Below are 25,914 nucleotides of genomic sequence, written 5' to 3' on the forward strand. Positions count from 1 at the left end.
AAAAAAGAGGAAAAGGAGAGGTTTTTTATGATGGGTGCATTAAAAAATCATCGTGATGAACGTGTATCAGTTTCTGTAGAAGAATTAGTTCCACAAGACCATTTTCTTCGTGCGATTGAAGCTACAATCAGCTTTGATTTTATTGAAGAGAAGTTACGCCCCTATTACTGTGAAAATAATGGACGTCCTTCTATTCATCCAATCGTTTTATTTAAGATGATGTTTATTGGATATTTTTACGGTATTCGCTCAGAACGTCAACTAGAAAAAGAGATTAAAACCAATATTGCTTACCGTTGGTTTTTAGGATTTTCCCTATCAGATCCAATTCCAAATCATTCTACCATCAGCTGGAATCGCCGTACGCGCTTTATTCATACAAATATATTTGAAGAAATCTTTGATGAAATTGTACGTCAAGCGACGGAACACCGTATGGTGGGAGGACGTGCCTTGATGACAGATTCTACGCACATTAAAGCGAATGCCAATAAAAATAAATTTGTACATAAATTTAAAAAAGAAAAGCCAAAGTTTTATATAGAGGAACTAGAGGCTGCGGTTATGGAAGATCGTGAAGCTCATGAAAAAAAGAATTAAAACCTAGAAAGGAAAGTGATACCCCTACTAAAAAAATTCGTATAAGTACAACTGATCCAGATAGTGGCTTTTTAATGAGGGATGGAAAACCGAACGGTTTTCATTTCTTAGATCATCGTACGACTGATGCGAAGTACAATGTGATTACAGATACCTATATAACGGCTGGAAATGTAGCGGATTCCGAGCCGTATTTAGCACGCCTCCAAGCTCAAATTGATAAATTTGGATTCGAAGTTGAAGCTGTAGCACTTGATGCCGGTTATTTTACAGGTTATATCTGTAAGAAATTATCAGAACAGAATATATTTATGGTGATGGGGTATCGCCGATTTGGAAAACGGAATAAAGAAGTACCAAAAAGTCAATTTAAATATGAAGAAGAAACAGACGTATTTGCCTGTCCAATGGGATGTATTTTAGAATATGCGACAACGGATCGAGAAGGATACCGTCAATATAAATCTAATCCAACAGATTGTGCCGTTTGTCCATTGCGTGATAAATGTTTCTCAGAGAAACAAAAACAAAAAGTCATTACGCATCATATTTGGGAAGAATATAAAGATATCGCAAGAAAAAACAAATTAACAAGTACGGGTAAAAAGCTATATAAAGTACGCTGTTCTACAATTGAGCGGAGTTTTGCGGATGCCAAAGAACTACATGGCTATCGGTATGCCCGGTTTCGAGGGGTGAAGTATGTCCAAATGCAGGCCTATCTCACTGCAGCCTGCCAAAACATGAAAAAAATAGCCCTTCACCTGACCAAAAAGGGTCAGGTGAAGGGCTATTTTTTGTGTTTTTATCATGTATTACTATTTTGTACGAATTTCAGAATTCATACATTCCAGAGTGTAGGAAACCCTAAAGGGTTTCCAAACACTCTGTTAAAAACACTCATCTTATGGATGAGTGTTTTTTTATGAATAGTCACCCCTATATTTTGTAAATAGTATGTGGTAAGAACAATACATATATAAGTAGGTGAAGACAATGTTTCGTTATTTTAAGTTTAAGTTAAATGATACTGTACAGTTTGCAGAAAACGATGGTCATATGTATCGCATTGTCGGTTATCGGTTAGAAAAAGGATTTTATCCAAAAGATGAATGGACTCATATTATTTATGAATTACTTAGAGAATTTGACGGGTATACGATGGATGCGGAAGAAGAGGAACTTGTAAAAGTAATTCAAGTGGAAGAAGAGTATTATAAAATCCATGAGTTATCTGGATATCGATATCCAGTTAAGGTAAAACAAAAACCGAAAGTTGTAAAATGTGAAACAATGGACAATTTATTAGACACGTATAACGACTATAAGCGATTAGCGGATTTCTTTAAAGATTTATCATATGAACAGAAGGCAGAAGAGATATTACGCGAGATGAAGAGGCTCAGAGCATAAAAGACAGTCTAGTATTAGGCTGTCTCTTATTTTTGACGGTGCATCATAGAGCGATTTCCGTTACAATAAGGAAATCAATAGAAATAAGGTGATAAAGTATGGAAACTAAGAAAAAGGGCGAATGGTGCGAAATTACAGTTCCTGCTAACTGGGATGGTATAAGTATTGAATCGCTGTTAAAAGAAGAGTGGGAAGTACCTAAAAAATTATTACATGAGCTTCGTATGGAAAAAGGAGTTACAGTTAATGGGGAGCAAAAGCGATGGAACGAGTTTTTAAAAGAAGGAGATAAATTGCAAGTCCATATGTTCGCGAGAGAGGAGTATGGAGTTCAACCAGAGTATGGGGATTTAGATGTAATATTTGAAGATGATCATGTGTTAATCGCAAATAAGCCTGAGCAAATGGATACGCATCCTTCTGAAAAAAATGGGACGGGAACACTTGCAAACCTTGTTGCTTTTCATTTCCAAATGCAAGGTTTAGAGACGAAAGTCCGCCATATTCATCGATTAGATAAAGATACGACAGGTGGTATCATATTTGCAAAACATAGATTAGCTGGTGCTATTATGGATCGTTTATTAATGGAACGGAAAATTAAAAGAACATATGCAGCACTTGTAGAGGGAAAAGTTAAAAAGAAACAAGGTAAGATTGATGCAGCAATTGGGAGAGATAGACACCATGCAACGAGACGCCGTGTATCTGTAAAAGGTGACCAAGCTGTAACCCATTATAAGGTTGAGAGCTATTTTAAGAAACAAGATGTGACACTTGTAACGTTGCAACTAGAGACAGGTAGAACACATCAAATTCGTGTTCATATGAGTCATAATGGAAATCCGTTAATTGGAGATGTATTATATGGGGGACAAAAAACGTATATGTCTCGTCAAGCGTTACATGCGATGCGAATTAATTTTTTACATCCAATTACAAAAGAAGAGATAACAGTAGAAGTTCCATTCTCTGCTCATTTACATGATGTTTTGAAGTCTTTTCAAAAATTAAATAAGTAAAATACAGCTTTTACGTTGAGGAAAGTAGATTTTTGCAGGAAATTCTTGATAAGGAGCGAAGCCGTAAATAGAAAAGAGAGGTGAAAATTACTTGGTAAAATATAAATATACACTGGGGATATTTTGTGCTTGCCTTCTATTTACGATATGTCTTTATCCTTATTTGCCAAATTACTTAGCGGTACACTGGAACGAAAGTGGTGAACCGAATGAGTTTGTAACGAAACAGGTTGTTGTCTTTATTATTCCTTTTTTTGTTGTTTTGTTATATGGATTGGCCTATGTAGTTTCACATCATATATATAAGTTTAATGGGGATCATCATGTTATTATAATGGGATTTATAAGGAATGTAACTGTATTTATATTGTTTATTCATATGCTAATTCTCTTTATTAATTTAGAGAATGTTATATCGTTTCAAACGGGACTGACGATAGGGATTAGTGTGTTTCTTTTTATGCTTAGCAAAGGATTTAAAAAAAGAAAGGAAGCAGAAGAGGAACCGATGAAGTTACAGAAAATACGTTTATTTAGTCGTCGTATTTTTCAAATGATGGCATGCATAATATTATTTTCGTTATTTTTGAATCTTAGGTGGGGTTTTTACTTCTTAATTAGTGCAATAAGCTGCGGATCTATTCTGTTTATGTTATGCATTTTGTACTCATATATAATAGAAAGCTATGAAACATAAAAAGAGTCTTCCTTTTAGGAGAAGACTCTTTTGTTCTATTTACTTCGTAATAAATTGTTGTGTCCAGTAGTTTCCGCTTTCTACATAACCAACACCGATGTGAGTGAAGCCATTATTTAAAATGTTAGCACGGTGTCCAGCGCTGTTCATCCAAGCTTGTACTACTTCTTCAGGAGTACGTTGGCCTTGAGCGATGTTTTCACCTGCAGATGTATAAGAAATACCAAATTTCTTCATCATGTCAAACGGAGACCCGTATGTAGGGCTGTTATGATCAAAGTAGTTGTTTTTTTGCATATCTTCAGATTTGATACGTGCTACTTTGCTTAATTCAGTGTCGATTTTTAGTGCTGGTAAGCCTTGTTTTGCACGCTCAGCGTTTGTTAATTCAACAACACGTTGTTCGAACTCGCTTAAAGATTTTGCTTCTTCAGCAGGCTTTTGCTCAGCAGGTTTTTGTGTCTCGTTTTGAGTATTGTTGTTTTCAGCTGGTTTTTGAGCTTCTGGCTTCGCTGTTTCTTCAGCAGGCTTTTGTTCTACTGGTTTCGTAGTTTCTGGTTTCGTTGTTGGCTCAGTAACTACGTTTTCAGCTGGTACATTTGGTTGTTGTCCAGGAATGAAGCAATTTTGTTGGAATTGACCTTGATTCCACTGTGCTAAAGATTCGATTCCCATAGATTGTAAGTATGCTTGTAACTCTTGTTGGTTCATTTGCTTCATAATAACTTTAGAATGCTGAATATTTTGAACCTTTATGTTAGATGGTTGTACTGTTGCAGCTTGTGCATCTAAAGATGATACTCCTAAAGTAAGAGCTGTTGCAGCAGCTACAGATAATAAAACACGCTTTTTCATGATGTGTGTCCCCCTATATAAAGTTTTAAATTGTTTTCACACGAATTGTTTTTTGACAGCCTGTCTGACTGACAAATTCATCGTAGCATACAAATTGCGATAAAAAAGATGGAAAAAAATTCATAGACTTAAAAATTACCTAATTTATCCTAGAGAAGTAGAGAAGAGAAAAAGGGAGAAAACTAGAGTGTAAAAGGAATTTTCAGCATTTTCAGCCTTGCCTCAAAAGGTCATTTTCTGGATGTATTTACCTATATAAAAAAATAAGAAACCTATTGTATCAAGGGTTTATGAGTTTTTCGGAGGAATATAATGGATGCTTTTTAACAAAACTGTAATATTTCTGTTGTTCTTTTTTATTAGAAAGTAACATATTTTTAATCTTGTAGCGGACAAAAAAGCGGCTATCTCTTTACATAGACGAAAGAGATAGCCGTTTTCCTATTGTTACGTATGTTACGAGTTGTTTTCAATTGCTTCTAATAGTAAATCTACAATATGAATTCCTCGCATTTTATGAGAAAGCTCCTCACGTTCAATACCTAGTTTCATTTGTAATAGGCAACCAGGATTTGCAGTAACAATTGTTGCTGCGTCTGCCTCATGAACGCGATCCATTTTATAATTTAGAAATTCCATCGATAATTTAGAGTGAACAATATTATAAATACCAGCTGAACCACAACAGCGATCTGCATCTTTCATTTCGCGATATGTTATGCCTTGAATTGCTTGTAGTAACATACGTGGCTCGGAAGATGTTCGCATGACATTACGTAAGTGACAAGAATCTTGATACGTAATAATTTGCTTTTCTAACATTAGAAATCCCCCTCAAACTGTTAACGTGTTTCGCAATAATAAAAACGTTGTAACAGTGCTTTCACTATAATGATAAAAAAGTAGGGGAGTTCTTTCTATGGATAATCAACTAAAGATTAGATTGTTTTTTTGCTTTTTTTGTTTGTTCCTCGATTTTTTTCAATCCGTAATGCAACGTATTAATGTGTATATGTAATTGTTCTGCTGTCTGTTTATAAGATTGATTGTAATCAATAAATAGGCGCAAAGTATGCATAAGCTCAGTTGATGATAATAAGTTTTCAATCGTACGCTGAAGAAATTCCTTCCGGGTTTCAGTAGAAATATCTTGTAAACACATTTCTAAGCGTAAATCTTCATTAAATACAATTCCTTTTGTTTCAAGGGAAACAGAAAGAGCACGTAATGCTTGTTCATAGGATACGTTCATATTACTCGGCATAACGGTTTGCCCAATATTGATATATAATGTAATAGAAAATAAAGTTTCGCAGTCTTGTTTTAAGCGATTTAGAAATTGAAAGGTTTGTTTTTTTGAATTCATCTTCATAAATAAAATAAACCGATCGTTCCCCCAGCGAACAAATAAATCATCCTTTGTTAATATGTTGCGTATATGTTGCCAAATTTTTTGTTGTAGCATCGCATCATTTTGGTCGATGGAAAATAAAATGAGTTGTTTCTCTTTATATAAATCAATGCCAAGTGTTTTTGCGCGATCTAGAAAGCTTGCGGACCAATCTTTACTTTGGAGCCAATCAAAAACGAATGCTTCATAGGAGTGTTGTTCGAGTTCTAATTGTTCTAAGGAATAGTTTTCATGAATTAGTAACTCAGTCATCTTTCTCAATATTTTCCCGTATTGTGAAATGTTTTCAGGTTCCCTGGTTATCCCGATGACACCAATTCCTTCATCGTGAAATAGGAGTGGAAGATTCATGCCCGCTTTTACTCCTTGTAAACGTTGCTCATCGTCTCTTGTAATAATGACGGTTTTCTTTTGCTTTGCACAACGAAGGGCCCCTTCATGAAATTGATCGATACGTTCAGCATCTGTACTTGCAATAATCGTACCTTGTATATTCATAATAATAATGTTCTCAGTCAGTAACCTTCGTACTTCACGAACAATTTTATTCGCTAAATCAGGAAAAAGCAGAATTTGTACCCCTCAAATTCTATTTGTTGTACATTATATATGTAATTTTAATAAGATAGGAAGACTTCACACTTTCCACACATTTATTTGTTATTTTACAAGTATAACGAAATCATCCGAAGATGGAGGGAATCTTTTGAGAAAGCATTTTTTTCTTCTTTGTTTTTTATTTCTATTAGTAGGGTGTCGCGGTAGTTCATATACACCAATTGCTAAAGAAAAAAGTATTATTATTACAACGAATATAAAAGAAGGTAGCGTTAGTTTTATTGATAAAAAATCGAAAAAACGAGTAGCTATATGGGAATTAAATGAACCGATTACAGGAGTTACAATACTTCCAAATGGTGAGGATATGCTCGTATATGGTAAGCAGTTAGAATATATGTATGTATACTCACTTACTGAAGGCAAACAAGTGAAAAAATATAAGACAGGAAAAGGAATTACGAATGTTATCGTATCAGATGACGAAAAACAATTGTTTATGGCTGATCAAAACGAACAAAAGATAAGATTCTTTACGATAAATGGGAAAGAAACGGGTAGTGTTTCAGTTGGAAAAGGCCCGTTAACGATGGTAGAGCATAATAAGCAATTATCTATATTGAATTTTTATGATACGAAATTAACTACAATTGATATTAAGAAAAAGCAAGTTGTCCAATCTTTTATGATTCCGCCAGCTTCAACAGGAGCGATAGTTAGTGCGAATGGAACAGAAATATGGATTGGTGGACATGGTGATGGAACTCAAGTGAATGAGAAAGTTTTAGTTTATTCTTTACAAAGCGGAGAGATGATACGCTCTTTACACGCGCCATTCATGCCTGTGAGTATAACAGGGGATGGAAAGTATGTGTATACGTTAAGTCATGGATCAAATACGCTTAGAAAGTTTGATGTACGTACTTATCAAGAAGTAGGAAAGGCTGAAGTAGGTTCAAACCCATTTGCATTTTTGAAAAGTGGTGCAGAAGGTTATGTAGCTAGTTATGATAGTGATGAAGTATTTGTAATGGATATGAAGGATATGAAAATAAAACAAACAATTAAAGTAGGAAAAGGGCCATTTCAACTCATAGAGAGAGAAGGGAAGGGACAATGAGTAAATATAGGGTGCTAGTTGTAGATGATGAGAGTGATATGAGACAACTTGTCGGTATGTATTTGGATAATTTTGGATATGAGTGGGGAGAAGCTGAAAATGGTAAAGATGCTCTCCAAAAGTTAGAAAAAGATCATTATGATTTTGTCGTACTGGATATTATGATGCCGGAGATGGACGGGATTTCAGTTTGTAAAGAGATTCGAAAAACATCAGATGTGCCTATTATATTTTTAACTGCAAAAGGTGAAGAGTGGAATAGGGTGAATGGCTTACGAATGGGAGCAGATGATTATATTGTGAAGCCATTTAGCCCTGGTGAATTAATCGCTCGTATGGAGGCTGTTTTAAGGAGATATACGAAGCAAGAACAGCAAGAAGAAGTTCAATTCGGACCGATCGTTATTAACGAAAAAAGCAGACGAATTGAGACGAATGGTGAGATTATCCCGCTTACAGTAAAAGAGTTTGATTTGCTGTATTTTCTGTGCCAGCATAATGGACAAGTATTTAGCCGTGAACAATTACTTGAGAAAGTATGGGGATATGATTATGCAGGAAGTACAAGAACGGTAGATACACATGTGAAGACAATGCGTTTAAAGCTCGGAGAAAGCGGAAACTACATTCAAACCGTTTGGGGTGTAGGTTATAAGTTTGAGGTGTAGAGTATGTTTACGATGGTACAAAAGCTCTGGCTTACAGTAGTATGTGCAGTATGTGTAACAGTTTCTTTCCTTTATTTCGTGTCGCTCTATTCATATGAGAAGTTGTATGTTGAAAATCTTAAAGACTCATTAGTCATGGAAGGAAAGCGTCTTGTCTCTCAATATGATAATCATGAAAACATATCAGTATTTGAGGAGAAAGTGCAAGCATTTGATCGCATATCTAGTGCGGATATACTTTTTGTGAATAATCCTCGTGATTTAAGTGCATGCTTACCTTTTGATGTGCATTATCATTCTCTTATAAGTGAAGACGATAGACAAACATTGTTAGATGGAAAGACAGTTACAAAAGTAGGGTATGAAGAACATTTTCATCGCAATATTATGGGAGTAGTTATTCCTGTTTTAGAAAATAAGAAATTAGTTGGTATTGTATACTCGTATATTCCATTAAAAAGCATAAAAGATTTAATATATGATATGGGACTTATTTTAGCACCGTTAGCACTTGTTATGATTTTACTTACAGTATGGATTGGTAGAAAAATTATCATTGCGATTACGAAGCCACTTTCACAAATGGAGCGGGTTGCAAATCATATGGCAACCGGAGATTTTTCCGAGCGAATTACGATTTCTTCAGAAGATGAGATTGGACGGTTAGGAAAAGCATTTAATAAAATGGCAAATGCATTGGAAACAGAAGATGCAAAACGTAAAGAGTTCTTAGCGAATGTTTCGCATGAACTAAGAACACCGCTTAGTTATATTAAAGGATATAGCGAGGCAATTTTAGATGGTGTGGCAAAGGGACCACAGCAGTCAAAAGTGACACAGCTTATTCATAAAGAGGCTGATCGTATGCAGCGACTCGTGCATGATTTATTAGATTTAGCGCAGCTAGAAGGCGAGCATTTTCCATTAAAGAAGCAACCGACCGTATTTTCTCAGCTTATTGAGGATGTTTTAGAAACGTATGAATTGCAGTTTATAGAAAAACAAATTCATATTTCAACGAATTTAAATCCAGAGATTATCGTAATGATTGATGAGGACCGTATGCAACAGGTGCTTCATAATGTGCTAGATAATGCGATCCGCTATACAAATCAAGATGGGAATATCACAATAAACTTAGAGAAAAAAGAACAGTATTGTGAGTTAGAAATAAAAGATACGGGAATCGGAATTGAGGCTGAACATTTAGAACAGCTTGGTGAGCGTTTTTACCGAGTAGATAAAGCGAGAAGTCGTCAGCATGGGGGAACAGGTTTAGGGCTTGCAATTGTAAAACAAATTGTGCATATACATGATGGGCAGTGGCGAATAGTAAGCGAAAAAGGAAAGGGAACTACGGTTACAATAAGGTTAAAATTGCAAGATGAGGAAAGCATGTTCTAATAGAGAACATGCTTTTTGATTATAAGTAAATGATAGAATATTGATATGGAAAAAAGAGGGGTATTCCGTTAGTGGATAAAATGACCAGTAATTCCCTCCATATAACAAAAATTTGACAGAATTATGAACAAAACATTTGTACTTCTTAACAATTCGTTCTAAAATAGTAATGGATGCTAAATTCTTATAAATCGTTTTAATTGTTGTTTGGAAGATACTGAGGTGATTTAACTGGAGTACAAATCTATTAAACCAAAAAAAATTTACGAAGAGGTATCTGAAGCTATTTTAACAATGATCAAAAATGGTACGTTAAAACCTGGTGACAAACTTCTTCCTGTTCATCAATTGGCTGAGCAGTTTCAAGTTGGTAGATCTGCTGTTCGTGAAGCGCTAAGTGCGCTAAGAGCGATGGGATTAATTGAAATGAAACAAGGAGAAGGGACATATGTGAAGAATTTTGATTCTTCTTCATTAACAAAGTCATTGAATAATACGTTATTAATGAAGAAAGAAGATATTTTGAATTTATTAGAAGTACGTAAGGTGCTTGAAGTGGGGGCAGTTCGAGCAGCAGCGGCAAAACGTACGGAAGCTAATTTGCAAAATATGAAACATTGGTTAGATGAGATGGCAAAGAGTATTGGAGATGAAAAGGCTGGAGAAAAAGCAGACTTTAAGTTCCATATGGGAATTGCAGAATCTTCACATAACAACATCTTACTTGAACTGATGAATCACGTTTCAGAGATGATTGCTGAAACGATTGGTGAATCAAGACGCATTATTTTATATGGTGAACAAACAACAGCAGAACGACTTTTAGAAGAGCATCAAGTTATATATGATGCGGTGTTGAAGCAAGATGTGGAATACGCACAGCAAGCGATGCTAAATCATTTAACAAATGTAGAACATATTGTCACAGGTAAAAGCGATATAAATTCGTAATTTAATCTTTAAAAATTCCATTTTTCTGATAAAATAGAGAAAGATTAAGTAAGCGTTTTCTTTAGAAAAGGGAAGATTAGGCTATGGTTGAGCCTATTTCTTCTTTACCTAGTCATCTGATGACCATATGTTTGTTGGCGAAGTTGTAATGAGGGGGAATACTAATTATGAAAGTTACTTTATTTGTTACTTGTCTAGTCGATATGTTTGAAACAAGCGTCGGGAAAGCAACAGTTGAAGTGTTGGAGCGTTTAGGTTGTGAAATTGAATTTCCAGAAGCACAAGTTTGTTGTGGTCAACCTGCTTATAATAGTGGCCATGTAGAAGCAGCAAAAGAAGCGATGAAACATATGATTGAAACTTTTGAATATGCAGAATATATTGTTACGCCATCTGGTTCTTGTGCGACAATGTTTCACGAGTATCCACACGTTTTTAAAGATGATGCAAAATGGGCTGCACGTGCACAAAAGGTAGCTGATAAAACATACGAATTTACACAATTTATTGTAGATGTTTTAAAAGTTACAGATGTTGGTGCTAGTTTACCAGGGATTGCAACTGTTCATAAATCTTGTCATATGACACGACTGCTTGGAGTAAAAGAAGCACCAGGAATTTTACTATCAAATGTAAAAGGATTAACTGTAAAAGAACTACCAAACGTACAAAATTGTTGTGGTTTTGGGGGAACGTTTTCAGTTAAGATGACGCCAATTTCTGAGCAAATGGTAGATGAGAAAGTTGATAGTGTTATGGAAACAGGCGCAGATTATTTAATCGGTGCAGATTGTGGGTGTTTGTTAAACATTGGCGGACGTATTGAGCGCTTAGGTAAAGAAGTAAAAGTAATGCATATTGCTGAGGTATTAAATAGTCGCTCATGAAGGGGGAACATAAGCTATGTCTATGAAAATCAGTGAGAAAAAATTTAATGATCGTGTTGGCGATGGAATTCAAGATTCGTTTATGCGTGGGGCCGTATCTTCTGCGCAAACACGTTTATATACAAATCGATTAAAAGCAGCTGACGAATTAGGAAACTGGGAAGAGTGGCGTGAACTAGGTGAACAAATTCGTCAACATACGTTAGAAAATCTTGATTATTATTTAATGCAGTTAAGTGAAAATGTATCAAAAAGAGGCGGGCATGTTTACTTTGCGAAAACGAAAGAGGAAGCAGCAAAGTATATTCAAGACGTTGCGAAAAAGAAACAAGCGAAAAAAGTTGTAAAATCAAAATCAATGGTAACTGAAGAAATAAGTATGAATCATGCCCTTGAAGAAATTGGTTGCGAAGTGCTAGAGAGTGATTTAGGAGAGTACATCCTGCAAGTGGATAACGATCCACCTTCTCACATTATCGCACCTGCCCTTCATAAAAATAGAACGCAAATTCGTGATGTGTTTAAAGAAAAACTTGGATATGAAAATTCTGATGATCCATACGAAATGACGAAGTTTGTTCGTAAACAACTTCGTGAGAAATTTATAGATGCTGAAATTGGGGTAACAGGATGTAACTTTGCTGTTGCCAATACAGGTTCTCTCTGTCTAGTAACGAATGAAGGGAATGCGGATCTAGTTATGTCTATTCCTAAAACGCAAATTGCGGTAATGGGGATGGAACGTATGGTACCGACGATGGAGGAATTGGACGTTCTTGTTGGCTTGCTTTGCCGTAGTGCAGTAGGTCAAAAGTTAACAAGTTATGTAACAGTAGCGGGACCAATTCAAGAAGAAGAAGTAGATGGACCTGAAGAGTTCCATTTAGTCGTTGTTGATAATGGACGTTCTCAAATTCTTGGATCTGAATTCCGTCAAGTGCTGCAATGTATTCGCTGTGCTGCTTGTGTTAATGTTTGTCCTGTATATCGTCACGTTGGTGGACATTCATACGGTTCTATTTATTCAGGACCAATTGGTGCAGTATTAACACCACTTTTAGGTGGATATGACGATTACAAAGAACTTCCTTATGCATCTAGTTTATGCGGAGCATGTACAGAAGCTTGTCCGGTGAAAATTCCATTACATGATTTGTTATTAAAACATCGCCAAGTCATCGTTGAGCAAGAGGGACGTGCACCACTTGCGGAAAAACTTGCAATGAAAATGTTTAGTATGGGTGCTTCTTCAGCAGCTTTATATAAAATGGGATCGAAAATGGCACCGGCTGCAATGAGTCCATTTACATCTGGTAACCGTGTATCAAAAGGTGTTGGGCCACTTAAAAATTGGACAGATATTCGTGAATTTCCAGCTCCAAGTAAAGAAAGATTCCGTGATTGGTATAAAGAGCATAAGAAAGGCGGCGATAAATAATGACAGGATTAATTCAAAACCGTGAGTCCTTTCTAGACAATATTGCAAAAGAGCTTGGGCGTGAGCGGAAGACAGAAGGCGTAGAGCGTCCAGTATGGAAAAATAATGTGAACGTAGAAACGTTAAAAGGTTATTCGGAAGAAGAATTGTTAGAAGTATTTAAAAAGCAATGTACAAACATTCATACAACTGTTGTTGAAACGACAAGCGATCGTTTAAGCAAAGATATTCAAAACGTCATTGCTGAAAATGGTGGAGGCCCTATTTTATTATCAGCAGATGAACGTTTTGACTCATATGGATTAATGTCTTTATTTAAAGAAGAACTACCAAAACAAAACGTTGAAGTAAATGTATGGGACCCTGAGAAAAAAGAAGAGAATATACGCTTAGCAGAGAAAGCGAATATCGGTATTGCATTTAGTGATTACACATTAGCGGAATCCGGTACAATTGTTGTACAAAGTCATAAAGGACAAGGACGTTCTTTACACTTTTTACCGACTGTATACTTTGCAATCATTCCGCGTGAAACACTTGTACCTCGTATTACGCAAGCAGTTCAAGATATGAACTCTCGTGTGGAAAACGATGGAGCAGTGGCATCTTGTATTAACTTTATAACAGGACCAAGTAACTCCGCTGATATTGAAATGAATCTTGTGGTTGGGGTACATGGACCATTAAAAGCAGTATATTTTATTGTATAAAACAGGGGAAAGCAGGCCAGAAAACGGCCTGCTTTTTTAGTAGAATAAAGATAATACGAAGTAGAAGTTCTCTCCTTTTTTTGCTATGTTTTTGAGGGAAAGGAGAGGAAAGGATGTTCATTTATTTATATGCATTTTTGGCAGGGGTGGTTCTTGGTTCTTTTTATATGGTCATAGCTATAAGGGTTCCGGTAGGAAAATCTATTGTGACCCCGCAATCTTATTGTCATTACTGCAAGCATGCATTAAAACCGAAAGAACTTATCCCGATTATTTCATTTTGGTTGCAGAAAGGACGCTGTACGTATTGTAAAAAGAAAATACCAAATGTGTATATATTATTTGAAGCTGTAACAGGAAGCTTATTTCTTCTAACTGCATATATAATTGGAATAGAAAAAGAGTTAATTGTCGTTTTATCGTTATTTTCTTTACTCCTTATTATTACAGTGACCGATCTTGTGTATATGTTAATACCAGATCGTATTTTAATTTATTTCGGTTGTTTACTTATTATAGAATGTATTTTTGTACCACTAGTCTTTTGGGGAGATAGTGTAACGGGAGGCGGAACTATATTTGTTACGCTATATATTATCCAGAGAATACATCCAAAAGGGCTTGGTGGTGGAGATGTGAAATTACTTTCTTTGCTCGGTTTTATAATAGGGGTGAAAGGGATTTTTATTACGCTTTGTTTAGCTTCTTGTTTCGGTTTTTGTTTTTTTAAAGTCAGTTTGTTATTAAAGCGCATAACGGTAAAAGAGCCAATGCCATTTGGACCGTTTATCGCTATTGGAACGGTATGTTATATGTTGATTGTATATTCGAAATAAAGGGGAAGCAAAAAATGAATGTATATATGGATGATCAAAGAAGTTGTCCGTTCGGCTATGTTTTGGCGTCTACGGTAGAAACTGCATTACAATTTGTTCGAAATAATAAAGTGAACATTATCTCTCTTGATTTTAATATGGGATGGCGTCAAAAAAACGGTCTAGATTTTGTAGAAGTTTTTTGTAAAGAAGGCTTATATGTGAATGAAATCTACCTCCATACAAACGATGTCATCGGTATGCATCGTATGAAGGAGAGAATAAAGAAAGGAAAAGAACAAGGTGAAATTCACCCTCATATTGAAGTGAAATATGTAGGAGGTTAAAAAACTCCAAAGTAAATACCTTGGAGTTTTAATGTTTCATATGTGCTTGTAAAGGTATGATTTCTTCTTGTTGAGCTGGTTCTAATTCAATTTCCTCTGTCTTAGCATCAGGTGCTTTCTTTGTTAAGTAATGGTATACCATACCGACAAATACAGAGCCACCAATAATATTACCGATTGTAACTGGGATTAAGTTATGAATAGCTCCAGCAAAAGTAATTGTATCAGGATGTGGTGAAACTAAAGATAATGCAAACAATGATAAGTTTGCGATACTATGCTCATAGCCAGATAAAAAGAATGTGAAAACGAGTAGCATCATTACCATTATTTTTGCTGTGTCGCCTTTTACTTGAGAAGGTAAGAAACAAGCAAGACATACAAGCCAGTTACATAAAATTGCTTTAAAGAATAATTGCATTGTTGGTGTACCCATTTTTCCTTCAACGACTTTACTCATTAAATGTCCATAATCAATTGCTTCAAAAATTCCAGTTGCGTAAAATAGTAAGGCAAAGAATAAAGCGCCCGCTAAGTTGCCTGCGTAGCAAGCACCCCAGTTGCGAAGTGTATCGGAAACAGTTGTTTCTTTTCTTAAAGTTGCCACTGTAAAATACATTGTATTTCCTGTAAATAGTTCAGCGCCGCCATATATAATTAGTACGAGTGCAATGCCGAAAAACATGGAAGCAGCTAAATATGTTGCTGGTGAATCTGCAATATGAAAGAAATTACCTAACTTAAAACATAGTACAATAATAAATCCAATATAGATGCCAGCGAGTGCAGCACGAATGAAATATTGCATTGGGTTTGTATCAAGCATTTGTTTTTTTTGCTGCGCTAGCTTTACAACGTAATTCAATCCTTGTTCTAGCATAAGTAATACGCTCCTTTAGTACATCATCTATTAATACTCCTTATATGAATAAAGTACATGGATTCGTTCTTAGTTTCAATAAGTTTGTGCGATGTTTCACAAAAAGGACATAGATGCAAAGGGAAAACGCTTACAAAAGGTAGTATAATGGAATTTTTTCTAAAAATAGAGAGGGGATTGAAACGAGAGAAAAAGAAAAAGCACTGTAATTACAGCGCTTTTTCGTCTAAATTCTTTTGTACTTGTTCTGCCTCTACATCTTTAGAGAAGAACCAACCGCCAACTGCGATTCCGACTAATACAATCCAGAATGTAAGTTTCCATGGCGTTGATTCTGGGAAAGAATGTGGAAGCACATTTAAAGCAGGATGTGCTAGCGTATAAACTGCTAATTTTACACCAACCCAGCCAACAATTAAGAACGCTGCAGTTTCGAGTCCTGGTTTGCGTTTTAATATTTGTACGAAAGCGGATGCTGCAAATCGCATAATGATTAAACCGATAAGCCCACCTGTAAAGATAACAAGGAATTGTCCTGTATCAAGACTACCAATCGTACCTAATCCTGTTTTCGGTAAAGTCACTGCTAATGCAACAGCAGCTAGAATTGAATCAACTGCGAAGGCGATATCAGCAACTTCGACTTTAAATACAGTCCACCAAAAGTTCTCTTGTTTTTTCTCTGTTTCTTTTTCTTCTGTTTCTTCGTGTGCATTCTTTTTAACGTAAGTTTTAAATAAATGATTACCAGCGATAAACATAAGGTAAATCGCACCAATTGCTTGCACTTGCCATACGTCCACTAAGAATGAAATCATAAATAGTGATCCGAAGCGGAAAACAAAGGCTCCTGCTAATCCGTAAAATAGTGCTTTCTTTCGTTTTTCTTCTGGTAAATGTTTTACCATAATTGCAAGAACGAGTGCGTTATCAGCCGCTAAAATCCCCTCGAGCGCAATTAGGATGAGTAATACCCAACCATACTCCAATAATAATGATACATCCATGTACATTCTCCTCTCATTTCTATAAATTCTAAACAAGCGAAGAAGTTCCCCACTGTTTAGGTTTCCCATACTCCTGCTTATCAACGGTGGAAGAAATTGGTAAAAAATACAAAAAAGACCTCTGCCGTTGATAGGCAAAGGTCTTGCTAGACATATGTAATGAAAATGCCAACAAAGCCGGAAGAACTAAGTTCTACGTAATGACGACTTTGTTTCCAAGAAAAAATTCTTGGACGCTACTCCCCTTTGGAAATATGTTATTGTATTTTCATTATATGGATAATTTATACGGTTGTCAACCTGTTAAAATATCTTCATTTGGATATTTTATTTTTCGTTGTTTTTTGCGTGCAAATGAAAAAGCTAATGTTAAAGGACCCATTTTTCCAAAAAACATCATAAAGATTATAATCGTTTTCCCGATTATTGTTAAATGAGGGGTTAGATTCATGCTGAGGCCGACAGTTCCAAACGCTGAAAATACTTCAAAGGCACTCATTAATAACGGGACTCGCTCAGTAATGCTTAAGATTAAAATCGAAAGAAAAATAAATGAGATCGAAATAACTGTAATCGTTAATGATTTTACAATTAGAGCATCTTTAATGGATTTTTTAAAAACGACAATATCCTCTTGTTCTTGGAGAAATTTTAGTACGCCAAATAACATAATTAAAAAAGTGGTTAACTTAATCCCACCACCAGTTGAAGCACTACCAGCTCCAATAAACATAAGAAGCATCATTAATAAAAGGGAGGGCTTAGATAGTACGGCGATATCAACCGTATTAAATCCAGCGGTTCGGGTGGAAATCGCTTGGAAATAAGCAGCCATGCCCTCTTCAAATGGTGTAAATCCCCTCATAGAGATTGAATTATGAAATTCGAATATAAAAATAAGGGATGTAGCAATAATATTAACGATAAGAGTAGATGAGAGCATGAGTTTTGAGTGCAAAGTAAGGTTTTTAAAGTTTTTCTTTCTTTTTATATCTACGATCACGGTAAAACCAATTCCCCCTAAAATAATGAGAGAAGAAATAACGAGATTAACGAGAATACTATGGGAGTGAGACATTAAATTATTACTCCATATAGAAAAACCAGCGTTGTTAAAGGCGGATATAGAATGGAAAAAACTATAGTATATCCCTTTCGCAATACCGTATTTTGGAATCCATTCCAAGGAAAGAAGCAAAGTAGCGATGCATTCGACCGTAAAAGAAAATATAAATAGAGCTTTTGCGAGGCGAATGACCCCACCAACATTTGTTTGATTTAATGCTTGTTGTAATAATATCCGATTTTGAAGACCGATTTTCCTGCCGAGCATAATGGCGATTAAAATGGCAAAGCTCATAATACCAAGTCCTCCGACTTGTATGAGTGCCAAAATCACGCATTGTCCAAACAAAGTGAATACTTTTCCTGTATCTACCACACCTAATCCTGTAACAGTGCACGCGGAAACAGTTGTAAATAAAGCATCTAACCATGAAATAGAAGTTGTAGTAGCAATCGGTAACTTTAATAAGCATGTACCAGTGAGAGAGAGCATGATAAAAGATAAAGTAAGAACGCGGGGAGGACTCATGCCAATATTAATCCGTTTCATGTCATATATCGTTCCTTTCGGTTTACTCTTCCTAGTATGTAAAAAAGGTGCATGATGTATGTTAATAAAGAAAGAGGCAGAAGAATCTGCCTCTAAGCCATATATTATATAATTATCCACGCAATTGTTGTTGAGCTAAAGCGACAAGGCGTTTTGTTACTTCGCCACCTACAGAACCGTTAGAGCGAGATGCTGTATTAGATCCTAAGCTTACACCAAATTCTTGTGCGATTTCATATTTAAATTGTTCAAGAGCTTGTTCTGCACCTGGAACTAGTAATTTGTTTGTTTTTACCATTTTGAGACACATCCTTATTTGTAATCCAGTTTATATAAGCGCTCTATATAAGCTGGTATCGTTAGTGTATGTGTTATCGATAGGCTCATACGCGGAAGTAATCGACTCCATTAGAAGTTCTTGGATAGAAAAAAGAGTAGCAAATTTGTGAACTGCACCCCAATTGTTAGACACAGTCTAACAATTGGAGGTGCAGTTTTTCTATGGCTAAATTTACAGCTGATGAAAAAATACAAATCGTTCTACGTTATTTGAACGGAAATGAAAGTTATCGAGAAATGGGTAGATCGCTCGGTATAAGTGACACAATCATTTTGAATTGGGTAAACCAATATAAACAGAATGGTCTGGAAGCTTTTCTAAAACGATGTACAAATTACACACAACAATTTAAACTAGACGTACTAAACTTTATGATTGAAAACGGTATGTCCTTATTTGAGACGGCAGCTATCTTTAATATTCCTGCCCCTTCAACGATTTCTGTTTGGAAAAAACAGCTCGAAACACAAGGAATTGATGCCCTTCAATCTAAGAAAAAGGGGCGTCCATCCATGAAAAAAGATTCAAATAAACAATTAAAACAACCTTTAGCTGAAGGGTCAGTCGAAGCACTTGAAGCACGCATTAAACAGCTTGAGATGGAAAATGAGTACTTAAAAAAGTTAAATGCCTTAGTTCAAAACAAGGAAAAATCACAAAACAAGACAAAGCGCAAGTAGTCTATGAATTAAGGCATAAATATTCGGTGAAGGCACTCGTGGAGCTAGCTACTATTCCTCGAAGCACGTATTATGATTTAGTAAAGAAAATGAATCGTCCAGATGTAGATGCCGATTTGAAAGCTGAGATTAAAGCGATTTATGAGGAAAATGAAGGTCGTTATGGTTACCGTCGCATTCGTGATGAATTAACGAATCGTGGCCAGAAAGTGAACCACAAGAAGGTTCAGCGTATTATGAAAGAGCTTGGGTTAAAGTGTGTTGTGCGTATGAAGAAATATAAATCCTATAAAGGAAAAGTCGGTAGAATTGCACCGAATATTTTAGAGCGTAATTTACATACAGATGCACCGAATCAAAAGTGGGTAACAGACATCACAGAGTTTAAATTGTTTGGAGAAAAACTGTATGTATCACCTGTATTAGATTTGTATAATGGTGAAATTATTACCTATACAATTGGTTCTAGACCGACGTATTCGCTTGTTTCAGACATGTTAGAGAAAGCATTGGAACGTTTACCTGAAACCCACCAGCTACTGATGCATTCGGATCAAGGATGGCATTATCAAATGAGACAGTACGTCCGTACTCTTGAATCAAGAGCTATCGTCCAGAGTATGTCTCGAAAAGGCAACTGTTACGACAACGCAGTAATAGAAAATTTCTTTGGGATTATGAAGTCGGAGTTCCTCTACATAAAAGAATTTGAAAATGTAGAGCACTTTAAAATAGAATTAGAAAAATATATAGATTATTATAATACGAAACGGATTAAGGCAAAATTAAAAATGAGCCCGGTACAATACCGGACTCACTTTTATCAAGCTGCCTAATGAAATAACCGTGTCTAACTTTTAGGGGTCACTTCATTTGCTACTCTTTTTTCAATATTGTTGCTGTACCTTCAACGACAACTTCATTTGATTGGTTGTATATATTGGTTTGTAATGTAATGATTTTTTTATCATCACGCTTTTTTATAACTTCTGCCACTACGCGCAATGTATCACCGATTTTGACAGGAGCGCGAAATGAAACATTTTGCGCTAAATAAATCGTGTTTTTGCCAGGTAATTTTGTTCCAAGTATAGTGGAAATAAAACTTGAAACGAGCATGCCATGGGCGATACGCTCTTTAAATATTGTCGTTTTTGCAAAAGAATCTAGAATATGAATTGGATTCACATCTCCAGTTAATTTTGCAAAATTGATAATATCCTCATCCGTAATTGTTTTTGTTAGTGATGCTTGATCACCAACTTGAATCTCATCGTAACGAAGCTCCGGAACGGTTTGTGCTTCTTGAAATGGATTCATGTTGTCCTCCTTCTTTTCCATATCGAAAAATGCAAGCCATCTAGATGTAATAGGAGGAAGAAAGAGTTTCGTTTGTGCTGTAGTAAGTTGCCACATTTTTCTTACTTGATGGAAGTAAATAGATTTTTTGAGTTTTCCTCGAACTTTTTTGCGAGTTCCAGTTGCTTGGACTTGAACTCTTCCAAAAAAACTTCTAACTGTTTTTGAGCCTCTTCACGTTGTAATTGCTGTTGTTCAATAAATTGTTTTGTTGTTTCTCCAAATTGTCCACTCGTTTGAGTAAGAATAGACAAAGATGTTTTCGTAGGAGAGACGGTAAGTTGATGAATATGGTTAGAAAGTTCATTCCATTTTTCTTGCCACTCGTTAATTTGATCATTTAAGGAGTTTCCAGTGTATTGTTTCACGTAGTCTGTATATTGGCTGTTCAATTGAGCAGTGAATTGTTGTAGTTCTTTTTCAAGTTCATCTACTCCTGCTGTTAATTTATGCAAAGCATCTTGCTGTTGTTTTAACGTTTCTAAAGTAAGTTGTTCTAATTGTTTCCCTGCTGAAGAGAATAGGGAAAGGGATTGAGACCAGTTTTTCCAAAATGCATCGACCAGTTCGTATGGTTTAGTTTCCATTGTTTGACCTCCAAATGTTTTTTTGCATATTGTGAACGCAGATTACTCTGCTGTACCACCAGGTGAAGATGAAGAATCCTTTTCATCCTTTTCTGGAGAAGTGGCAAATGGAAAGAATGCGTTCGTATATAACGTGAAAAACGTCCGCAGCATATTTTGATAATGCTCAAAAGAAGTTGCACATGTTGCTAAATACTTCTCTCCATATTCTGTTAAAGAATAAATTCGTTTCGCTGGCCCGCCTTCACTTGTATCCCAAGTGGAAGAAATGAGATTTTCTTTTTCTAACTTGCGCAATGTTCTATACACATTGCCTTGGTCAACAGAAGAAAAGCCGATGTCCATTAGCATTTGAATGAGTTTGTAACCGTGAAGACTCCAGTCTTTTAGACAGAGAAGTAAGAAAGGAACTAAGAAGTTTTTTGGCATGGAGTTTGGTTGTTTCGCTTGGTTGTTTTCCAAACTTTCGCGTTGTTCTGGTTCATTATGTAGCATGATTGTGCATCACCTCATGAATCAGTTAGATGGAATTTTTTGCTTATAAGTGCAATTTACACTTATCTGTTTTTAATGTCAATACATTTGTTAGAATATAGAAAAAAATAAAATACAGACTTGCGGTTTTCTTCAGAATATTGGAAAATAATGAATAGGTTGAATTGTTTCAAAAAAGAATAAAGGAGTGTAGGCGAAGTGATTGATCAAAAATTCGATCCACTGCAAGCATGGAAAAATGCTTATGAACAAACCGAAACATTTTGGGGAAAAGCGCTCAATGAAACAATTAAAACAGAAGAGTATTCTGCTTGGATGGGCAGCGTTCTAGACCTAAATTTGTTTTATCAAAAAGCGTTAAATGATACGACAAAAAGTTATTTAGAACAGGTGAATGTGCCTACGAAAGAAGATATCGCGAGAGTAGCTACGCTTGTTATTAACTTGGAAAATAAAGTGGATAACATTGAAGAAGTTTTAGAAGAAAAAGTAGATTCTTTAGGACAAGCTCCTACATTGAAACGTGATGTAACGAAAGTGAAGCAAGATATTCGTACATTAGAAACGAAAGTTGATCAAATTTTAGAATTGCTAGAAAAGCAAAATGCAGTATTAGCAAAACTGCAAGAACCTATTAAAGAAGAGGCAAAACCATCGGTGAAGCCAGAAAATAAAAAATGATAATAGCGCTTTGTTTATACGTTGTAAAAGGGAAGGGAGAATCTCTTTTGCATGTATAAACGGCGAAAAATAATTAATATATGGAACTCCATTGTATGAGTGCCAAGATGATTCATAATAATCGTTCACAAATTCATTTAAGGGGGAAAAGAAATGGTTCAATTAAATGGAAAAGTAGCAATCGTAACAGGTGGAGCGAAAGGAATTGGAAAAGCGATTACAGTAGCATTAGCACAAGAAGGGGCAAAAGTTGTTATCAACTATAACAGCAGTAAAGAAGCAGCTGAAAACTTGGTGAATGAACTAGGAAAAGAAGGACATGACGTTTATGCAGTTCAAGCCGATGTTTCTAAGCTAGAAGATGCGAAACGACTTGTAGATGAAGCTGTGAATCATTTTGGTAAAATTGATATTCTTGTTAATAACGCTGGTATTACAAGAGATCGTACATTCAAAAAATTAAATCGTGAAGATTGGGACCGCGTAATCGATGTGAATTTAAGTAGCGTATTCAATACGACAAGTGCGGTACTTCCTTACATAACGGAAGCAGAAGAAGGAAGAATCATTAGCATTTCTTCTATTATTGGACAAGCTGGTGGATTTGGACAAACAAACTACTCAGCAGCGAAAGCAGGTATGTTAGGATTTACAAAATCATTAGCACTAGAACTTGCAAAGACGAATGTAACTGTAAATGCAATCTGCCCAGGATTTATTGATACAGAAATGGTAGCAGAAGTACCAGAAGATGTTCGTCAAAAAATCGTTTCTAAAATTCCGAAGAAACGTTTTGGTCAAGCTGACGAGATTGCTAAAGGTGTCGTATACCTATGCCGTGATGGAGCGTACATTACAGGGCAGCAATTAAATATTAACGGCGGATTATATATGTAATGAAGCGAGAAAAAAGTGCATATCCATAGCAGGAATGCACTTCTTTCTTTAAGAAGGAGATCAATCAAAAAGGAGATAGAAAAATGACTACATTCGTAACAGAATGGGAAAAGCAATTAGAGCTATACCCAGAAGAATATCGAAAAGCATACCGTCGTGTGAAAAGAGCGAGTGAAGTTTTATTACGTGAACCAGAACCACAAGTAGGCTTAACGCCAAAAGAGGTAATTTGGACAAAGAATAAAACAAAGCTTTATCGTTACATTCCAAAACAAGAAAAAACACATAGAGTTCCTATTTTATTAATATATGCTTTAATTAATAAACCGTATATTATGGATTTAACTCCAGGAAATAGTTTAGTGGAATATCTCGTGGATCGTGGTTTTGATGTGTATATGCTTGATTGGGGTACTTTTGGTTTGGAAGATAGTCATTTGAAGTTTGATGATTTTGTGTTCGATTATATTGCAAAAGCAGTGAAAAAAGTAATGCGAACTGCAAAATCGGACGAGATTTCTTTACTTGGTTACTGTATGGGTGGGACGCTTACATCCATTTATGCGGCACTTCACCCGCATATGCCAATTCGCAATTTAATTTTCATGACAAGTCCATTTGATTTCTCTGAAACAGGATTGTATGGTCCGTTATTAGATGAAAAGTATTTCAATTTAGATAAAGCAGTTGATACGTTCGGAAATATTCCTCCAGAAATGATTGATTTTGGGAACAAAATGTTAAAGCCAATTACAAACTTTGTCGGTCCATATGTTGCGTTGCTAGATCGTTCAGAAAATGAGCGCTTCGTAGAAAGCTGGAGATTGGTTCAAAAATGGGTTGGAGATGGTATTCCGTTCCCAGGTGAATCATATAGACAATGGATTCGTGATTTTTATCAAAATAATAAATTAGTGAAAGGCGAATTAGTGATTCGCGGACAAAAAGTTAACCTTGAAAATATTAAGGCAAACGTCTTAAATATTTCAGCGAAACGCGATCACATCGCATTGCCGTGCCAAGTAGAGGCTTTGCTTGAGCATATTTCTAGCACGGATAAACAATATGTATGTTTACCGACAGGACATATGTCTGTCGTATATGGTGGGACAGCTGTAAAACAAACGTATCCAACGGTTGGAAACTGGCTCGAAGAACGCTCGAATTAAATAAAAAAATCCAGCTAGCACAGGTTAGCTGGATTTTTTTATGTGAAATAACGAAACATAGAAAGGAGAAAATTACATTTTAGGAGTATAGCTATGACACTAATGACTGGAAAGTTGTTTTGGAATGAAGGGGCTTCTATGCCTTGTTATCCACTATTGGAAAATGATATGATATGTGAAGTGCTTATAATTGGAAGTGGAGAAGCAGGGGCTCATATTGCATATTTGTTGGCAAAGATCGGTATGAAAGTTGTATTAATTGATAAAAGGTCAATTGCGCATGGCAGTACAGCGGCTAATACAGGACTATTGCAATTTGCTCATGATAAATCATTAACTTCCTTCATTCATACATTTGGTGAAAAAAAGGGAGTACGTGCTTATAGACTATGTTATGAGGCATTGCAATCATTGGAGCGAGTTGTTCCAAGTCTAGATATTAATCCACATTTTATTCCAAGAGGCAGTTTATATTACGCAAGTAGAAATGAGGATGTTTCATTTTTACAAGAAGAGTACAATACATTACGACATCACGGGTTTCCTGTTGAGTACTTCACAGATGCTGACATTAAGAAGCGATATTCGTTTACAAAACCAGCAGCGTTATATACACGCGGAGACGCAGAAGTAAATCCATATTTATTAGCGCACAGTCTTATACATAAAGCAAAGCAGCATGGTGCTACCATATTTGAACATACAGAGGCGCAGCACATTAAACAAGTCCAAAAAGATTTAATTTGTTACACGAAAACGGGTAATAAAATTGTAGCAAAGAATGTGATTATGGCTACAGGATATGAATCCCTTTTTGGGAAAAAAGAAAAAAATACAACGGTAGAAACTTCTTATGCGATTGTAACAAATGAATTAGAACATGTTGATGGATGGTACGAGCAATCCTTAATTTGGGAAACGGCCCGTCCTTATTTGTATTTTCGAACGTATCAAAACCGTGTTATTGTAGGTGGATTAGATGAAACACTGAAAATTCAAGGGATTGGTGATACGAAATTATTGCATAAGCGTGATGTACTTATTGACATTATAAAAGAGATGTTTCCTCATTTTAAAAATGTACGAGCAGAATATTATTGGGCAGCAGCGTTTGGCGGTAGCCATGATGGACTTCCTATTTTAAAGGAAGATAACAAGATACATAATTTATATTATGCATTGCCATACGGGGGAAATGGGACTGTGTACGGAATGGTATTTGCGAAACTATTTCAACAGTTATTTACAAATAGAGAAAGTGATGATTTTTCTTTATTTAATCGATAGAAAAAAGGTAGCGAAGTGATG

Annotated in this window: 25 protein-coding genes, 3 pseudogenes and 1 riboswitch; of the genes and pseudogenes, 18 read left to right on the forward strand and 10 right to left on the reverse strand. The window is 35.7% G+C overall.

Translation table 11 applies throughout. From position 1 onward, the window contains the following. Positions 1 to 27: 27 nt before the first annotated feature. From DJ93_RS30915 to DJ93_RS19125, 4 genes and pseudogenes are all read left to right on the forward strand, one after another. Positions 28 to 1,397 (forward strand): annotated as a pseudogene (locus DJ93_RS30915) (IS1182 family transposase); the annotation flags it as partial. Positions 1,398 to 1,596: 199 nt separating this feature from the next. Next, positions 1,597 to 2,013 (forward strand): hypothetical protein, encoded by a 417-nt coding sequence (locus tag DJ93_RS19115; protein WP_042982589.1) that lies wholly within the window; start codon positions 1,597 to 1,599, stop codon positions 2,011 to 2,013. A gap of 98 nt (positions 2,014 to 2,111) precedes the next feature. Next, the gene (locus tag DJ93_RS19120; RefSeq protein ID WP_042982590.1) at positions 2,112 to 3,035 is read left to right on the forward strand and encodes an RluA family pseudouridine synthase; all 924 of its coding nucleotides are present in this window, start codon (positions 2,112 to 2,114) and stop codon (positions 3,033 to 3,035) included. A gap of 91 nt (positions 3,036 to 3,126) precedes the next feature. After that, positions 3,127 to 3,732 (forward strand): DUF1648 domain-containing protein, encoded by a 606-nt coding sequence (locus tag DJ93_RS19125; RefSeq protein WP_042982591.1) that lies wholly within the window; start codon positions 3,127 to 3,129, stop codon positions 3,730 to 3,732. Positions 3,733 to 3,771: 39 nt separating this feature from the next. Here DJ93_RS19125 and DJ93_RS19130 read toward each other — a convergent pair whose 3' ends face one another. From DJ93_RS19130 to DJ93_RS19140, 3 genes and pseudogenes are all read right to left on the reverse strand, one after another. Beyond that, positions 3,772 to 4,587, reverse strand: coding sequence for a CAP domain-containing protein (locus tag DJ93_RS19130; RefSeq protein WP_042982593.1), 816 nt, complete (start codon positions 4,585 to 4,587; stop codon positions 3,772 to 3,774). 456 nt (positions 4,588 to 5,043) lie between these two features. Further along, positions 5,044 to 5,412: pseudogene (locus tag DJ93_RS19135) on the reverse strand ((Fe-S)-binding protein); the annotation flags it as partial. 118 nt (positions 5,413 to 5,530) lie between these two features. Continuing rightward, positions 5,531 to 6,568 (reverse strand): annotated as a pseudogene (locus DJ93_RS19140) (CdaR family transcriptional regulator); the annotation flags it as partial. A 136-nt stretch (positions 6,569 to 6,704) separates the two neighbouring features. Here DJ93_RS19140 and DJ93_RS19145 point away from each other — a divergent pair. From DJ93_RS19145 to DJ93_RS19185, 9 genes are all read left to right on the forward strand, one after another. After that, entirely contained in the window at positions 6,705 to 7,676 is a 972-nt protein-coding gene (locus tag DJ93_RS19145; RefSeq protein WP_042982595.1) for a YncE family protein, read from the forward strand. Continuing rightward, the gene (locus DJ93_RS19150) at positions 7,673 to 8,344 is read left to right on the forward strand and encodes a response regulator transcription factor (protein WP_042982597.1); all 672 of its coding nucleotides are present in this window, start codon (positions 7,673 to 7,675) and stop codon (positions 8,342 to 8,344) included. Before DJ93_RS19145 ends, DJ93_RS19150 begins: the two co-directional genes overlap by 4 nt. Before the next feature lie 3 nt (positions 8,345 to 8,347). Then, the gene (locus DJ93_RS19155; RefSeq protein WP_042982598.1) at positions 8,348 to 9,748 is read left to right on the forward strand and encodes a sensor histidine kinase; all 1,401 of its coding nucleotides are present in this window, start codon (positions 8,348 to 8,350) and stop codon (positions 9,746 to 9,748) included. Positions 9,749 to 10,009: 261 nt separating this feature from the next. Then, on the forward strand, positions 10,010 to 10,699 hold the full coding sequence (locus DJ93_RS19160) for a FadR/GntR family transcriptional regulator (protein ID WP_259300270.1): 690 nt from the start codon (positions 10,010 to 10,012) through the stop codon (positions 10,697 to 10,699). Positions 10,700 to 10,866: 167 nt separating this feature from the next. After that, positions 10,867 to 11,586: a (Fe-S)-binding protein gene (locus DJ93_RS19165; RefSeq protein ID WP_042982600.1), complete on the forward strand. Its 720-nt coding sequence runs from the start codon at positions 10,867 to 10,869 to the stop codon at positions 11,584 to 11,586. Between the two features lie 16 nt (positions 11,587 to 11,602). Then, positions 11,603 to 13,024: a LutB/LldF family L-lactate oxidation iron-sulfur protein gene (locus tag DJ93_RS19170; RefSeq protein ID WP_042982603.1), complete on the forward strand. Its 1,422-nt coding sequence runs from the start codon at positions 11,603 to 11,605 to the stop codon at positions 13,022 to 13,024. Next, positions 13,024 to 13,734 (forward strand): LutC/YkgG family protein, encoded by a 711-nt coding sequence (locus DJ93_RS19175; protein WP_042982604.1) that lies wholly within the window; start codon positions 13,024 to 13,026, stop codon positions 13,732 to 13,734. Before DJ93_RS19170 ends, DJ93_RS19175 begins: the two co-directional genes overlap by 1 nt. Positions 13,735 to 13,847: 113 nt before the next feature. Next, positions 13,848 to 14,570, forward strand: coding sequence for a prepilin peptidase (locus DJ93_RS19180; RefSeq protein WP_042982605.1), 723 nt, complete (start codon positions 13,848 to 13,850; stop codon positions 14,568 to 14,570). Positions 14,571 to 14,584: 14 nt separating this feature from the next. Then, positions 14,585 to 14,896, forward strand: coding sequence for a cyclic-phosphate processing receiver domain-containing protein (locus DJ93_RS19185; protein WP_042982606.1), 312 nt, complete (start codon positions 14,585 to 14,587; stop codon positions 14,894 to 14,896). A gap of 28 nt (positions 14,897 to 14,924) precedes the next feature. On the opposite strand, the gene DJ93_RS19190 is transcribed toward DJ93_RS19185, so the two are convergent. The 4 genes from DJ93_RS19190 to DJ93_RS19205 all read right to left on the reverse strand — a co-directional run bounded on the left by DJ93_RS19190 (position 14,925) and on the right by DJ93_RS19205 (position 18,696). After that, entirely contained in the window at positions 14,925 to 15,776 is an 852-nt protein-coding gene (locus DJ93_RS19190; RefSeq protein WP_042982607.1) for a formate/nitrite transporter family protein, read from the reverse strand. A gap of 209 nt (positions 15,777 to 15,985) precedes the next feature. Then, positions 15,986 to 16,783, reverse strand: coding sequence for a TerC family protein (locus DJ93_RS19195; RefSeq protein ID WP_042982608.1), 798 nt, complete (start codon positions 16,781 to 16,783; stop codon positions 15,986 to 15,988). An 82-nt stretch (positions 16,784 to 16,865) separates the two neighbouring features. Beyond that, positions 16,866 to 17,040, reverse strand: a riboswitch (yybP-ykoY riboswitch). A gap of 38 nt (positions 17,041 to 17,078) precedes the next feature. Beyond that, complete coding sequence (locus tag DJ93_RS19200) at positions 17,079 to 18,398, reverse strand: TrkH family potassium uptake protein (protein ID WP_042982610.1); 1,320 nt, start codon at positions 18,396 to 18,398, stop codon at positions 17,079 to 17,081. 112 nt (positions 18,399 to 18,510) lie between these two features. Beyond that, positions 18,511 to 18,696: an alpha/beta-type small acid-soluble spore protein gene (locus tag DJ93_RS19205; RefSeq protein WP_000241212.1), complete on the reverse strand. Its 186-nt coding sequence runs from the start codon at positions 18,694 to 18,696 to the stop codon at positions 18,511 to 18,513. A gap of 203 nt (positions 18,697 to 18,899) precedes the next feature. Here DJ93_RS19205 and DJ93_RS30920 point away from each other — a divergent pair. Further along, positions 18,900 to 20,254 (forward strand): IS3 family transposase gene (locus DJ93_RS30920; protein ID WP_152569956.1). Its coding sequence is split into 2 segments (ribosomal slippage): positions 18,900 to 19,353 and positions 19,353 to 20,254, totalling 1,356 coding nucleotides; the frame shifts between segments, so codons are not numbered across the junction. 40 nt (positions 20,255 to 20,294) lie between these two features. Here DJ93_RS30920 and DJ93_RS19220 read toward each other — a convergent pair. From DJ93_RS19220 to phaQ, 3 genes are all read right to left on the reverse strand, one after another. Beyond that, the gene (locus tag DJ93_RS19220; protein ID WP_042982613.1) at positions 20,295 to 20,738 is read right to left on the reverse strand and encodes a MaoC family dehydratase; all 444 of its coding nucleotides are present in this window, start codon (positions 20,736 to 20,738) and stop codon (positions 20,295 to 20,297) included. 101 nt (positions 20,739 to 20,839) lie between these two features. Next, on the reverse strand, positions 20,840 to 21,364 hold the full coding sequence (gene phaP, locus DJ93_RS19225; RefSeq protein WP_042982614.1) for a polyhydroxyalkanoic acid inclusion protein PhaP: 525 nt from the start codon (positions 21,362 to 21,364) through the stop codon (positions 20,840 to 20,842). A gap of 42 nt (positions 21,365 to 21,406) precedes the next feature. Then, positions 21,407 to 21,859: a poly-beta-hydroxybutyrate-responsive repressor gene (phaQ, locus tag DJ93_RS19230; RefSeq protein WP_000903021.1), complete on the reverse strand. Its 453-nt coding sequence runs from the start codon at positions 21,857 to 21,859 to the stop codon at positions 21,407 to 21,409. A 198-nt stretch (positions 21,860 to 22,057) separates the two neighbouring features. Between phaQ and phaR the strand changes: the two genes are divergently transcribed. The 4 genes from phaR (at position 22,058) to DJ93_RS19250 (ending at position 25,893) form a co-directional block, all read left to right on the forward strand. Beyond that, a complete protein-coding gene (gene phaR / locus DJ93_RS19235; protein ID WP_042982615.1) occupies positions 22,058 to 22,540 on the forward strand; it encodes a polyhydroxyalkanoic acid synthase subunit PhaR in 483 nt (160 codons plus the stop codon). Between the two features lie 153 nt (positions 22,541 to 22,693). Continuing rightward, a complete protein-coding gene (locus DJ93_RS19240) occupies positions 22,694 to 23,437 on the forward strand; it encodes an acetoacetyl-CoA reductase (RefSeq protein WP_042982616.1) in 744 nt (247 codons plus the stop codon). Between the two features lie 83 nt (positions 23,438 to 23,520). Beyond that, on the forward strand, positions 23,521 to 24,606 hold the full coding sequence (gene phaC / locus DJ93_RS19245; RefSeq protein WP_042982617.1) for a class III poly(R)-hydroxyalkanoic acid synthase subunit PhaC: 1,086 nt from the start codon (positions 23,521 to 23,523) through the stop codon (positions 24,604 to 24,606). Positions 24,607 to 24,699: 93 nt separating this feature from the next. Continuing rightward, positions 24,700 to 25,893, forward strand: a complete 1,194-nt coding sequence (locus tag DJ93_RS19250; RefSeq protein ID WP_042982619.1) for an NAD(P)/FAD-dependent oxidoreductase — start codon at positions 24,700 to 24,702, stop codon at positions 25,891 to 25,893. Positions 25,894 to 25,914: the final 21 nt, after the last annotated feature.

Source organism: Bacillus clarus, assembly GCF_000746925.1.
Taxonomy (GTDB): Bacteria; Bacillota; Bacilli; order Bacillales; family Bacillaceae_G; genus Bacillus_A; species Bacillus_A clarus.